The 11,972-nt window shown below is 65.4% G+C and carries 12 protein-coding genes, 1 tRNA gene and 1 other RNA gene; 4 read left to right on the top strand and 10 right to left on the bottom strand.

The genetic code is table 11. The annotated features are described in order from the left end of the window. Positions 1 to 40 precede the first annotated feature (40 nt). Complete coding sequence (mtrA, locus tag EAX62_RS10070) at positions 41 to 748, bottom strand: MtrAB system response regulator MtrA (RefSeq protein ID WP_121901525.1); 708 nt, start codon at positions 746 to 748, stop codon at positions 41 to 43. Between the two features lie 84 nt (positions 749 to 832). Between mtrA and EAX62_RS16905 the strand changes: the two genes are divergently transcribed. Then, positions 833 to 1,534 (top strand): P-loop NTPase family protein, encoded by a 702-nt coding sequence (locus tag EAX62_RS16905; protein WP_199711227.1) that lies wholly within the window; start codon positions 833 to 835, stop codon positions 1,532 to 1,534. On the opposite strand, the gene EAX62_RS10060 is transcribed toward EAX62_RS16905, so the two are convergent. The 8 genes from EAX62_RS10060 to prfB form a co-directional block, all read right to left on the bottom strand. Continuing rightward, positions 1,527 to 2,090, bottom strand: coding sequence for a YqgE/AlgH family protein (locus EAX62_RS10060; RefSeq protein WP_121901524.1), 564 nt, complete (start codon positions 2,088 to 2,090; stop codon positions 1,527 to 1,529). The two genes, EAX62_RS16905 and EAX62_RS10060, sit on opposite strands and share 8 nt — an antisense overlap. Positions 2,091 to 2,192: 102 nt before the next feature. After that, positions 2,193 to 2,561, bottom strand: a transfer-messenger RNA (tmRNA) gene (gene ssrA, locus EAX62_RS10055). Between the two features lie 51 nt (positions 2,562 to 2,612). Then, positions 2,613 to 3,227 carry a DUF1707 and DUF4870 domain-containing protein gene (locus EAX62_RS10050; RefSeq protein ID WP_158600622.1) on the bottom strand — a complete coding sequence of 205 codons (615 nt, stop codon included), beginning with the start codon at positions 3,225 to 3,227 and terminating at the stop codon, positions 2,613 to 2,615. Positions 3,228 to 3,431: 204 nt separating this feature from the next. Beyond that, complete coding sequence (gene smpB / locus EAX62_RS10045) at positions 3,432 to 3,908, bottom strand: SsrA-binding protein SmpB (RefSeq protein WP_121901522.1); 477 nt, start codon at positions 3,906 to 3,908, stop codon at positions 3,432 to 3,434. A gap of 24 nt (positions 3,909 to 3,932) precedes the next feature. Continuing rightward, positions 3,933 to 5,294 carry a M23 family metallopeptidase gene (locus EAX62_RS10040; protein WP_121901521.1) on the bottom strand — a complete coding sequence of 454 codons (1,362 nt, stop codon included), beginning with the start codon at positions 5,292 to 5,294 and terminating at the stop codon, positions 3,933 to 3,935. Between the two features lie 63 nt (positions 5,295 to 5,357). Beyond that, the gene (gene ftsX, locus EAX62_RS10035; protein WP_233557886.1) at positions 5,358 to 6,260 is read right to left on the bottom strand and encodes a permease-like cell division protein FtsX; all 903 of its coding nucleotides are present in this window, start codon (positions 6,258 to 6,260) and stop codon (positions 5,358 to 5,360) included. Continuing rightward, the gene (gene ftsE, locus EAX62_RS10030) at positions 6,257 to 6,940 is read right to left on the bottom strand and encodes a cell division ATP-binding protein FtsE (RefSeq protein ID WP_121901520.1); all 684 of its coding nucleotides are present in this window, start codon (positions 6,938 to 6,940) and stop codon (positions 6,257 to 6,259) included. Before ftsE ends, ftsX begins: the two co-directional genes overlap by 4 nt. Before the next feature lie 134 nt (positions 6,941 to 7,074). Then, a complete protein-coding gene (gene prfB, locus EAX62_RS10025; protein WP_121901797.1) occupies positions 7,075 to 8,193 on the bottom strand; it encodes a peptide chain release factor 2 in 1,119 nt (372 codons plus the stop codon). A gap of 102 nt (positions 8,194 to 8,295) precedes the next feature. Here prfB and EAX62_RS10020 point away from each other — a divergent pair, with 102 nt between their 5' ends. From EAX62_RS10020 to EAX62_RS10010, 3 genes are all read left to right on the top strand, one after another. After that, positions 8,296 to 8,763: a GatB/YqeY domain-containing protein gene (locus EAX62_RS10020; protein WP_121901519.1), complete on the top strand. Its 468-nt coding sequence runs from the start codon at positions 8,296 to 8,298 to the stop codon at positions 8,761 to 8,763. 139 nt (positions 8,764 to 8,902) lie between these two features. Then, positions 8,903 to 9,706 carry a hypothetical protein gene (locus EAX62_RS10015; RefSeq protein ID WP_121901518.1) on the top strand — a complete coding sequence of 268 codons (804 nt, stop codon included), beginning with the start codon at positions 8,903 to 8,905 and terminating at the stop codon, positions 9,704 to 9,706. 64 nt (positions 9,707 to 9,770) lie between these two features. Beyond that, a tRNA-Val gene (locus EAX62_RS10010) sits at positions 9,771 to 9,847 on the top strand. Between the two features lie 241 nt (positions 9,848 to 10,088). On the opposite strand, the gene EAX62_RS10005 is transcribed toward EAX62_RS10010, so the two are convergent. Further along, positions 10,089 to 11,912, bottom strand: a complete 1,824-nt coding sequence (locus EAX62_RS10005) for a hypothetical protein (protein WP_147454079.1) — start codon at positions 11,910 to 11,912, stop codon at positions 10,089 to 10,091. Positions 11,913 to 11,972: the final 60 nt, after the last annotated feature.

The raw sequence follows: 11,972 nt of genomic DNA, 5'->3' as shown, positions 1-11,972 counted from the left end.
CGAGCCCCACCACAGGCGGGCCAGTCCGGGCGGGCGCCGGTCACCCCTCTGCAGCTGGCTCACCGGCCCGATACCCCACTCCGCGGACCGTCACGACGATCTCGGGGTGTTCCGGATCCAGTTCGACCTTCGCCCTCAGGCGCTGGACGTGCACGTTCACGAGCCGCGTGTCAGCGGCGTTGCGGTATCCCCAGACCTCGTCCAGCAGCGCCTCACGGCTGAACACGTGCGTGGGACGCTTCGCCAGGGCCAGCAACAGGTCGAACTCGAGCGGTGTCAGCTGCACGGCGACGTCGCCGCGCTTCACCGTGTGAGCCGACACGGAAATGATGAGGTCCCCGATACCGAGCACGTCCTTGCCCGGGTCGGCCGTCATCTGACGCAGCCGTGTCCGGATTCGGGCGATCAGTTCCTTGGGTTTGAAGGGCTTGGCCACGTAGTCGTCGGCGCCCGCCTCCAGACCTGCCACCACGTCGGAGGTGTCCGACCGTGCCGTGAGCATCACGATGGGCACGACCGACTCGGCACGCATATCCCGACACACCGTCACACCGTCACGCCCGGGCAGCATCAGGTCCAGCAGCACCAAGTCCGGCCGGCTCTCGCGCATGGCGGCGACAGCCTGGGTCCCGGTGCTGCAGAGCACCGTGTCGAACCCCTCCTGGCGGAGCACGATCTGCAGCATCTCCGAGAGTGCCGGATCATCGTCCACGATCAGGATGCGCGTGCGAGACCTCGTGTCGGTCACTGATCCTCCTCCGCTGGCGGTCGGGCCAATGGTAGCGCCACGGCCTCGAGACGTTCAGGCAGCTCCAGCCTAGTATTGCTGCCCATGACAACGTGGTGGTCCTGGCAGGTGTGCCGCGCCACCGCATCACGATCGCTGTTGGTGGTCATCACCACGTCCGCCATCATCGCCGGTGCCCTCGGGTACTCGTCAGCAGCGGCCACATCTGCTGCACGATCGGCACTGGCCGGCTCCACCCGTTCGGCGGTGGTGGTGTCGATAGGGCTGGGGGACGATGCCTCTCGACAGGACCGCAGTGCGCGCGCGGCACTGCTCGAAGGCTTTGCCCCGGCCCGCGTCGACATCATCTCCAGCATCGTGTCCGAGCCCCGGAACGCGATCCTCGACGGCACTGCACTGGCACCCCGTGTGGTGGCAATCGGCGGCGAGTGGCTCACGACCGGGGAGGCACCGCCGCTGTTCCGCCTCGTGGAGGGCCACTGGGCTGCACAGGGCAGCCTCGACGGTGCACTGGAGGTCCGCACGGCTGCCGAGGCCGGCGCCGGGACTCAGACGCAGGGAGATCGGTCACGTGCGCTCGTGGCCGAACCCGCCATCCTCATCGCGGACGAACCCACCGGCCAACTCGACTCGGATACGGCCGGACCGATTCTGGACCTGGTGCTCGAACTGACCCGTGAACGGGGCCTGACTGCCGTGGTGGCCACCCATGACCCCGCAATGGTGGCACGCGCGGACCGGGTGGTTGAGCTACGCGACGGCCGGGTGGTGGAAGCCCTCAGTTGAGCTCAGGGGTTTCCGTCCATGTCGACCAGCGACCCGGAGCACCACCGAGGCGACGCAGGGTGCGGCGCCACAGGTCGGCGGGGGTGCCGAACACCTCTTCGGCGCGGGCGGCCGCGCGAAACCAGGAGCCACGGATGAGTTCCCCCTCCAACTGCCCTGCGTCCCATCCCGCAAGACCGACGAAGATCCGCATGTGGGTGAACCCGCCAGCAACCAGTTCCACGGGGGTTTCGAGATCAAGGATGCCCACATCGTCGAAGAGTCGTTTCCAGCCGGGTGGTTCCTCGAACGGATTGGCCACCTGCGCGAGGCATACGGCTGCCTGCTGCGACACGGGCCCGCCTTCAAACAGGACTTTCGGTGGGGTGAGCAGGTCGCTGAAGTGCTCGAGGACGTCCACCATGCCCAGTTCACTGACGCGTTGCAGACAGACGCCGAGCGAGCCGTTGTCGTTGTGGTCCAGCAGGAGCACCACGCTCCGGTCAAAGTATCCGCCGCGTCCCGGCTCAGTCGCCACGAGAACCTGTCCCGCCTCCGGTGCCTGACCCTGTTGCATGTCCCCATTCTGGCATGACCGCCCACCACTGCCGGGAAACCACAACAGCCGGCCCCGAAGGGACCGGCTGTTGTGTGACGCCGCACGCGACATCATCATCAGGGGTGGAGGTGGCGGGAATTGAACCCGCGTCCTCGAGAGGCGAACCAGGTCTTCTCCGGGCGCAGCCGACTAGGCGTTCTACTTGGCTCCTGCACTCACGTCGGCATGTCGCAGACGAGCCCAGCCCCAGTTAAGTCCCGCACGATCCCTGGAACACAGATCGTGCAGCAAAGCCTTCTAGATTAGGCCAGGTATTGAACGGAAGGCACGTTCAAGCTGACCCTTCGATCACTGATCAGGCAGCGAGAGCGAAGTTAGTGCGATTGTTGTCGGCACTTATTGGTTTCCATACATCGTTTACGAGATAAGCATGGATCCTCGGCCCGCTTCACCTGGGACTACCGTCCCAAGTCGAAACCAGTCACCCCCTGTTGAGTTGTACATCCTCCACACTACCAGCCCCCCGGGCTTCGCCGAGACCTATCGGCGACCGATCTGGCGATCCTCACGCGGCGGCTTGAACGGGAGCAACTTCTCGATGGCGGCGGTGCTGTTGAGGCCCTGGAACGCACGAACCGCCAGCAGGGTTGTGGTGATCAGCCATCCGATGACGCCGAGGAACAACAGGGGCCCCCCGATGTTGAGGACGGCGACAACAGTGCCCAGAACCAGGGCCGTGGTGATGGCGGTCAACTGGAAGCTGAGTGCACGCCCTGCCTCCAGCCAGAGGCGGGAACCGGGCCGGGCGACGGCCTTCACGATGACCGGGCCAAGGAAGAAGGGGAAGATGAACCCGCTCAGGTGTGTGAAACCGGCGCCGATGTTCTCGACGTTGTTCACCACCTGCGGACGCACCACGGGTGCGGCGAACTGACCGGCCGGGGTGGCGACACGCGCGATGCCTCGCAGCGAGGAGTTGAGCTCGGCGCGGGTGGAGGACGTCAGGGCGGTTGCCATCCGGTCCTCGAAGGTGTCGGCGTCGATGGCGCCGCTGGCGTACGCGTTGGACAAGTACTCCACGGCACGGTCGCGCTGGACGTCGGTGACCTGGTTGCCCAGTGTGGGATCGGGGAAGGCGGGGTCAGAGAAGCTCATGTCCTCCATTTTGCCCGGAGTGCGCAACCCACACCATTGGGGATTGCCCTGATCTGACCCTTGCCCCCACCGGGACTGTGGTGCCACGGCATCGGGATGCCCTCGCGTGGGGCTGCTGAGCACCGTGGCGTGCCCACCATGAACAGAGCGGTCGGAGACGGTGCTGCGGTGACATTGTGTCCACCCGCAGGCGGTTGAACGACCTCAGCGCCGGTACTTGTTGCGGGTGGCCAGGGCGCGCTGCGCCTCGCGGTTGGCGTCGCGCTCGGCGATGCTCTGGCGCTTGTCCCAGTCCTTCTTGCCCGTGGCGACCGCAATCTCCACCTTGGCGTAGCCGTCGGAGAAGTACAGCGACAGCGGAACCAGCGTGCGGTTCGACCCGGACATTTCTTTCTCGATGTTGGCGATCTCACGCCGGTTGAGCAGCAATTTGCGGGTGCGCTTGGCAGCGTGGTTGCGCCACGTGCCGAACGCGTACTCGGGGATGTTGACGTTGCGGAGCCAGACTTCGCCGTCGTCGACGGTGGCGAAGGCCTCCGACAGGGTGGCGCGACCCGCACGGAGACTCTTGACTTCCGTGCCGGTCAGGACCAGACCCGCCTCGTACACATCACCGATGTGGAAGTCGTGGCGGGCCTTCCGGTTCTGTGCGACGAGTTTGCGTCCGGTTTCCCTGGGCATTCGCCCATGATGCCATGCCTGGCGTCAGCGGAACCACTTGGACATGGGGTTGACCATGCTGCCGTTCTCCCACACCATCAGGTGGAGGTGGCATCCGGTGGAGTAGCCCGTGGTGCCCACGTAGCCGATGACCTGCCCCTTGGACACGTACTGGCCCACGGACACCACGTAGCGGGTGGCGTGGTTGTAGCCGGTGGTGACGTACGTGCCGCCCACCTTGCCGTGGTCGATCATGAGGCGGTTGCCGTATCCGGTGTTGAAGTAGCGTTCCGCGACCGTGCCGGAGGCGGCGGCCTTGATGGGGGTACCGCAGGACGCGGCGAAGTCGGTGCCGTCATGGAGCTTGCGGATACCCAGGACAGGGTGCAGGCGCATGCCGTACGGGGAGCTGAGTCGCCCACTGACGGGTCGCTGGAACCCCGACGAGGTGGCGGGAGCCGCCGGCCCCTGGACCGACTGTGGCCTGGGAGCGGGCGCCGCTACCGACGTCTTTCTGGCCTTCGACGCTGCAGCAGCGGCACGTGCACTCGCGGCGTCTGCGGCGGCCTTCTTGCGGGCCGCCTCCTCGGCTGCCTTCTGCGCGGCGACGCGTGCGGCGATGCGCTTGTCCACGTCGGCGGACTCTGCTTCGAGGTTCTCCTGGCGGGTCTGCTCGAGGTCGAGCTGGCGGGTGGCCTCGTCAGCAGCGTTGTCACGAGCGGCAACCTTGGCGGCCACCTCATCGCGGAGGGCGTCGGCTCGCGCCTGCTTCTCCTTGGCGTCGGCGAGCTGGTCGGCCGCGGCCTGGCGCGCCTCGGCCGCGACGGCCTGCGCCTCGTCCGCCCGCAACTGGGCGGCGTCGAGGGCGATGCGTCGCGCCTCAAGTTCGTCGAGTTGCCGTGCGCTGGAGTCGAAAAGGGTGGTGGACAGCTGGGCACGCTGGTTGAGCTCGGCGGCCGTCACGTCGGTCACGAGCAGAGCCAGGTTGATGAGCGGTCCGTGCTGCTGGGTGATGACGACGATTTCCTCGGCCGTGCGGGCCTCGGCGTCATCCAGTGCCGCCTTCGCGGCCGCCACTTCTGCCTCCGCCTGCTTCAGCTTGTGCTCGGCAGACTTCAGCTCCGCTGCCCGCTTCGCATCCAGGTCCTTGGCGTCGCGCAGCAATGCCTCTGCAGCCGCCAGCTTGGTCTCTGCCGTGCTGAGCTCGGTCCGCGCGGACTCCAGTGCGGCGTTCGCGGCCGTCAGTTCACCCGAGGCGTGGTCCACGGCCTGCGCCTGGTCGGCGATCCTGGACGTCAACTCTGAGCGTCGGTCGTCCAGTTCGTCAGCCTGCACCGGCGCAGCTGTCGTGAGCAGAATGGCGACACCGACCGCAGAGGCGGCAATGCCTCGCAGTAACCGTGTCATGCGCCTGCTCTCGGGTAGAGGGGGAAGTTCCCGATTCACCTGAATCTCCTTGGGCACCAATTCTCAGATGCGTAGGTACTTTCTGGTTGCCAGCAGCGTTGGGATGATCGCCAGAGCGATCCCCACCGCGGCCATGGCAAGGATGGCAGTAGTCACGTGGGTCCAGTCAATCCAGGGTAAAGTCCGGATTGAGGTCTTGGCGTTGCGTTCAATGATGAACAGGTAACCCGCGGCCACGGTGATCCCGGACACGAGGACCCCGATAAGGCCTGCCACAAGGCTTTCCAAGAGGAATGGCAGCAGGATGTAGAGGTTCGAGGCACCAACCAACCGCATGATGCCAATCTCACGGCGTCGGGTGAAGGCGGCCATGCGAATGGTGTTGGCGATCTGCAGTCCGGCGGCCAGGAGCAGGAGCACGCTCATGCCGATGGTGGCCCACTGGAGCCCGTTCAACCACTTGAACAGGGGCTCGAAGAGAGACTGAAGATCCTGAACATTCTGAACGCCCTGCAGCCCCGACGCCTCGCTGACGACCCCTTGGTAGTTCTCCGGGTTGATGAGCTTGACGCGGAAGGAATCCTGCATCTCGTCGGCGGTGCGCGACCCGAGGATCGGCGAGTCCTTGAACACCCGCTGGAATTCCTCGAAGGCGGCTTCCTTCGACTCGTAGAACACCTGCGCCACCTCCGGGTTGCCCTGGAGCGCCGCCTGGATGGCGTCGCGCTGGGCGTCGGTGGCGCCCTTGCCGTCCTCGCACATCCCTCCGGTGGTGGTCTTGATGCACAAGAAGACGGAGATTTCGATCTTGTCGTACCAGCGTCCCTTGACGAGGTCCACCTCCATGGAGGTGAGCAGGCCGAGCCCGAACAACGACAGGGACACCGCCATCGTCACGACGACGGCAACCGTCATGGCCAGGTTGCGTCGCAGACCCGACCACGTTTCACGCAGTGTGTGCCTCATGCGCCGTACACCCCCTTCGACTGGTCGCGGACGAGTTCCCCGTCACGCAGTTCCAGCACTCGTCGACGCATCTGGTCCACGATGGAGGAGTCATGCGTGGCCATGATGACGGTGGTGCCGGTGCGGTTGATGCGGTCCAGCAGCTTCATGATCCCCACTGAGGTTTCCGGGTCAAGGTTGCCGGTGGGCTCGTCGGCGATGAGGATCTGCGGGCGGTTGACGAAGGCCCGGGCGATGGCGACCCGCTGCTGCTCGCCGCCGGAGAGTTCCTCGTTGAGACGGTCCTCCTTGCCTGTCAGGCCAACCGTCTCCAGCGTCTCGGGCACCACCTGCCGGATTTCCTTGGTGGGTTTGCCGATGACCTGCAGCGCGAACGCGACATTCTCGTAGACGGTCTTGCCCGGCAGTAGCCGGAAGTCCTGGAACACGGTGCCGATCTGGCGGCGCAGTGCAGGCACCTTCCACTGGTTGAGGGTGCCAAGATTTTTGCCGGCCACATAGAGGGTGCCCTTGGTGGGGCGGTACTCCCGCAGGATGAGGCGCAGGAAGGTGGACTTGCCGGAACCCGACTGCCCCACCAGGAAGACGAACTCACCCTTGGCGATCTCGAGGTTGATGTTGCGAAGCGCTGGCCGGGACTGGCCCGGGTAGAACTTCGTGACGTCTTCGAACATGATCACGGGTGTGGACTCCGACTGGGTGGGGGGTGGTTTCCTGAGAAACTCTCAACGGCGAATCGGTGCGAGTCTAGGCCATGGCGCGCGGAAGATCACCAGTGAACACGCTCGGCCCGCGGTCCGCCCGATGGTTTTTCTCAGCTTCCCGCACTGATCTGGCTCTGCTTGCGCCAGCGGATGCCGGCATCGATGAACCCGTCAATCTCGCCGTCGAAGACCGCCTCGGGGTTGCCCACCTCGTGTTCGGTGCGGAGGTCCTTGACCATCTGGTAGGGGTTCATGACGTAGGACCGCATCTGCGCACCCCAAGAGCCCGCGCCATCGCTCTTGAGTGCGTTCATCTCCTTCTCGCGCTCGATGCGGGCATGCTCCAGAAGTCGTGACTGCAGCACGCGCAGCGCCGCTGCCTTGTTCTGCAACTGCGACTTCTCGTTCTGGCAGCTGACCACGATGCCGGTGGGCAGGTGTGTGATCCGCACGGCGGAGTCGGTGGTGTTGACGGACTGACCACCGGGACCCGACGAACGGAAGACGTCCACGCGGATGTCGCCCTCGGGCACGTCAATGCTGTCGGTCTCCTCCGTGACGGGCAGCACCTCGACGCCCGCGAAGGAGGTCTGGCGGCGGCCCTGGTTGTCGAACGGGGAGATGCGTACCAGACGGTGTGTGCCCTGCTCCACGGACAATGTTCCGTACGCGAACGGCGCCTTGATGGAGAAGGTGGCGGACTTCAGCCCGGCCTCTTCTGCGTAGGAGGTGTCGTAGACCTCGACGGCGTAGCCGTGACGCTCCGCCCAGCGCAGGTACATGCGCATCAGTTTCTCGGCGAAGTCGGCAGCATCCACGCCACCCGCCTCCGCGCGAATGGTCAGCAGCGCGTCGCGCGAGTCGTACTCACCCGACAGCAGCGTGCGGACCTCGAGGGTCGCAATGTCCTTGGACAACTTCTTGAGCTCCCGCTCGACCTCGGCGCGCGTGTCGGCGTCGCCCTCCTCCTCGGCCATTTCGAGCATCATGGCGGCGTCATCGAGACGGCCGCGCAGACCCACCAGGCGGTCCAGCTCGGACTGCTTGACGGACAGGGCGGAGGTCACGCGCTGGGCGTTGTCCTGGTCGTCCCACAGGTCGGGGGCACCCACCTCCTCCCCAAGCTCTGCGAGGTCGTTGCGCAGCTTGGGCATGTCGGCCACGGCCTCGATGGAGGCCAGGGACTTGTCGAGGTCGGAGAGGGTCTGGGAAAGATCTACGGCTGCCACGGTCGACCATCCTACCCCGATGCACTGCAGCGGCCATTCCCGTGCGGGAGTCACGTCCTCCAGTGGAAGAATGGGCGGTGACACCGACACCAGGAGTACGCCATGGGATCCACCAAGCAGCAACTGAAGACCGACCTTGCCCAGGCGCTGCGCGCTCGGGACGAATTCGCCAAGAGCAACGTCCGGATGCTGATGGCCGCCATCACCACCGAAGAGGTGGCCGGGGACACCCCCCGCCAGCTGAGCGACGCCGAGGAGGTCGACGTCGTTGCCCGCGAGCAGCGCAAGCGCCGGGACTCCTCCGCCACGTACGCCGACGCCGGACGGGCAGACCTTGCGGACAAGGAGGCCGCCGAGGCCGAGTTCATGGCCCGCTACCTGCCTGTCCCCCTCACGCGGGACGAGGTGACGGAACTGGTGCGAGGCGAGGTGGATGCTCTGATCGCCACCGGTGAGACGCCGTCGATGAAGCACATGGGTGGATTGGTCAAGGCTGTCAACGCCAAGGCCGCCGGCAGGGCCGAGGGCAAGGTGGTGGCCGAACTGGTCCGGGGAGCCCTCACCGCCTGATCCGGCGCGCCACCGACCCGACGAGGTTGGCCGCTACGGCGGGTCGGTGCGGCAGACGGGTCTCCGCCGTCCTACAGTGACGGCGTTGCCCGTGGCCAGATCGACGTCCCGCGGCAGTCTGGACCCACATCCCCTATACATGGAGACATACAACGTGCGCCCCCACACACGTCATTTCATCCGACTCCTGGCCGTCCTTGCCGCCAGCCTCAGCCTGCTCGCGGCAGGCGTGCAGACATCTTCAGCCCTGGATGTGTACACGACACCGGGCAAGCACCACCAGAACGGCCGCGACTGGCTGACAAGCTGCGAGAAGTACTCCAGCGTCGTCGACCGGTGCACCACCCAGATCTGGCACAAGACGGTGACGTACAAGAACGGCACGTTCACTGCGAAGACGCAGTGGACGTTCAACAACCTCACCTACAAGACCAGCCCGAGAGCCGCCTGGGCACCTTTCAATGCGCTCGTCACCCCCGGCGAACACACCCTCAACGGCCGTAGGTGGAAGACCGAGTGCGACACTGCGTGGACGGGTTCCAACGGCTGCCGTTCGCAGATCTGGGCCACCGTCCCCGAATACCGCAACGGGCGCTACGAGATGGTCAACAAGTGGGTGTTCAACAACATCGTCCACGTCACGCCCATCAAGTGCCCCGTGCCGCAGTCGCAGATCCGCACCCTGACCGGCCAGCCGTCGATCGTGACATCTGCCTGCACGGTGTCGAAGTCGAACTCCAAGTGGCTGGCGGCTGACTACGTGGTGTCGAACCCGTCCGGCAAGCTCTACAGAGAGACCGCGTTCTTCTTCCAGCGCCCCACCGGTTGGGGGCTGGAGTTCAAGAGCAACGAGAACCTCACGAGCGTCTGCGCCGAGCTCTACCGCCAGTCCGGCGCACCACTCGACCTGGCAGAGCCCATCAAGTACTGCTTCAAGGGCTGATCCAAGGGTTCGCCATGCGCGGTGCAGGGCTGTCACAATGGCTCTGCACCGCGACAGCGGTTCCGGGCGCATGGCTCAGTTGGTTAGAGCACCTCCCTTACAAGGAGGGGGTCGGGGGTTCGAGTCCCTCTGCGCCCACCATGGACAGACCCACAGTCAGAAGATATTGACGTTCCACGAGCAGGTCGCGTCCCCATCCGATGCGGGTCGATACCCACATGCACCACGGGATCCGCGAGCCATGCTCTGGGACAACGCCGTGTTCGCACGAGTGTCACACGGTGTCAGCGGGCACTCATTCCCCTGTCGTTCGCGCTGCGTCTCGACGCGGAGCGGGGGCCGGCCTGGTGGCCGACCCCCGCTTCGCGCATCAACCCCAGCGTCAGTTGCTGAAGCGCACGATGTTGTTGAACACGAACTTTTTGACCAGAGCGTAGCCGGAGCCGGTGGGCTCGATCACCGTGGCCTCCGCCCAGCTGCGGCAGCCGTTGCGGCCGGTCAGAGCGGTCTCACACTGTGTGCGCCACCTGCGACCGTCCGCGGCGGTCCAGCTGTTGTCGTAGGCCAGTTTATTGTCCTTCCAGACGCTGCGCGGCGCTGCCACATAGGTCAGGTTGTTGAACAGCCAGCCGTTGACCTTCACGAACTGGCCGCCCGTGTACTGCACCTGGGTGCCCCAGATGTAGGTCCAACAACGGATCGTCACCGAGTAGGGCTCACAAGTTGTCATCCATTTGCGACCGTTGACGTAGTGGAAACCGGGCGTCTCGTAGAGGTCACCCGTGGGCGGCGCCGGCGTGGCCGTGACGGTCGGGGCCGGTGCAGGCGAGGGCTGTGCCGTGACGGTGACCGTCGGAGCCGGGGTGGGCTCCGGCGAACCGGGCTGCTCTGCGTCAGGCCTGGTCAGGTTGTGGGTGAGGTACAGCAGAACCTCCGCGGGGGCCGGCGCCGGTTGGAAGGCGTTGCCGTCCACGTTGATGCCTTCCCCGAAGTCCCAGATCGACGTGCCCCGGAACAACGGATCGGAGTCGACGGCACTGTCATGCAGTGCGGTCACGGCGGCCTTGGTGTAGTCGAGCATCGGATATCCGGTCGCGCCGTTCTTGCCGGGCCTGCAATCGGGACCGTCACATGTTGTGTACTCGTGCGCGGACGCGGAGGCGGGAATCCCGAATGCGTAGGGAATTTCCAGTTCCTGCGCCCACGCCTTCATGTTGGCGACTTCCTGCTGAACACTGCCGGTGTAGGTGGGGAGGTCATTGAGCGTCCCTGCGGGGAGGTTGTTGAGGTCATACAGGGAGGCGATGATGAGGCCGTTGCCGTAGGACGTGACCACGTCGTGGACGTTGCTGGCGCTCACCGTTCCGGGCTCAATAGCGGCTGCGAACGTGAAGAATGAGAAGAACCTGCCCTGGGGGTGGGCAGCGTCGACGCAACCGTACGGGTCGTTGCCCGGGTCACCGTCGTGATCACCGGCGAAGTTCTTGGCGATCTGCAGGTAGAAGTAGTACTGGCCGTTGGGTGTGGTGACGTCGAAGGGCTCCAGGTCGAACTGGATACCGTCGATGCGCCCATCCGCGCAGAGTTCCTTGGACGCCTTGTCCGCGTAGTCGCGGGCGAGACTCTCGCTGAGATCGTTGAAGTTCCGCAGGTACCCTTCCGGCCCGATGCGCCCATCGATGACCGGCGTCATCACGACGGGCCTGGCCGCAGCGCCCGATGGGTCGTTGTCGATCGGATCGAGGCCGTCGACGTAAGCGCCGGTGGACTCATACCCGACGCTGTCGGGCGTGTAATACATGTTCAGGTCGTCGAGAGTGCACTTGTCGGCGTCGTCGTCCTCGCAGTAGGTCTCCATGTCGCTGCCGTAGCTGAAGACCTGGCCGAGTTCGTTGCCGGGTGTGGCGGCGGCGTTGTACTTGTTGATGAGGTTGATCCAGCGGCCCGGGTCGAAGGCGCCGGCCCGATCCCTGTCGTACATCCACACGCCGTTGGCCCGCGGCGGGAACGCTGCCTCGGAGTTGGCGTCAAGCGGGTCCGCCGGGGCGGTATCGGCCTGAGCGGCGGAGACCGAGAGCCCCAGCGAGATGATCAGGGATGCTGCGGCGCCGCAGGCCACCACGATTCGAGGACGGCCTCCGACGCGCGATCGCCGCCGTGGCACTGTGCGTCGGGATTGGTCAGTTGTGTGCTGCGCTGCAGACATGGTGCTCCCTGGTCTTCATCGACTTTCGGATCGCGTCACGTTAACAGGACGAGGGGGCCA

Origin of the sequence: Tessaracoccus antarcticus, assembly GCF_003688855.1 — a bacterium.
In the GTDB taxonomy this organism is placed as follows: Bacteria; Actinomycetota; Actinomycetes; order Propionibacteriales; family Propionibacteriaceae; genus Arachnia; species Arachnia antarctica.
Note: the sequence above shows the minus strand (reverse complement) of the source record. Positions and strands in the feature narration are given on the sequence as shown.

What these genes read in the sequence shown, in the direction of transcription:
- EAX62_RS10040 (WP_121901521.1), bottom strand. Translation starts at nt 5,294, where the DNA reads ATGACACGGTTACTGCGAGGCATTGCCGCCTCTGCGGTCGGTGTCGCC.
- EAX62_RS10015 (WP_121901518.1), top strand. Translation starts at nt 8,903, where the DNA reads ATGGAGACATACAACGTGCGCCCCCACACACGTCATTTCATCCGACTC.
- EAX62_RS10020 (WP_121901519.1), top strand. Translation starts at nt 8,296, where the DNA reads ATGGGATCCACCAAGCAGCAACTGAAGACCGACCTTGCCCAGGCGCTG.
- EAX62_RS10005 (WP_147454079.1), bottom strand. Translation starts at nt 11,912, where the DNA reads ATGTCTGCAGCGCAGCACACAACTGACCAATCCCGACGCACAGTGCCA.
- smpB (WP_121901522.1), bottom strand. Translation starts at nt 3,908, where the DNA reads ATGCCCAGGGAAACCGGACGCAAACTCGTCGCACAGAACCGGAAGGCC.
- EAX62_RS10060 (WP_121901524.1), bottom strand. Translation starts at nt 2,090, where the DNA reads ATGCAACAGGGTCAGGCACCGGAGGCGGGACAGGTTCTCGTGGCGACT.
- EAX62_RS10050 (WP_158600622.1), bottom strand. Translation starts at nt 3,227, where the DNA reads ATGAGCTTCTCTGACCCCGCCTTCCCCGATCCCACACTGGGCAACCAG.
- ftsX (WP_233557886.1), bottom strand. Translation starts at nt 6,260, where the DNA reads ATGAGGCACACACTGCGTGAAACGTGGTCGGGTCTGCGACGCAACCTG.
- EAX62_RS16905 (WP_199711227.1), top strand. Translation starts at nt 833, where the DNA reads ATGACAACGTGGTGGTCCTGGCAGGTGTGCCGCGCCACCGCATCACGA.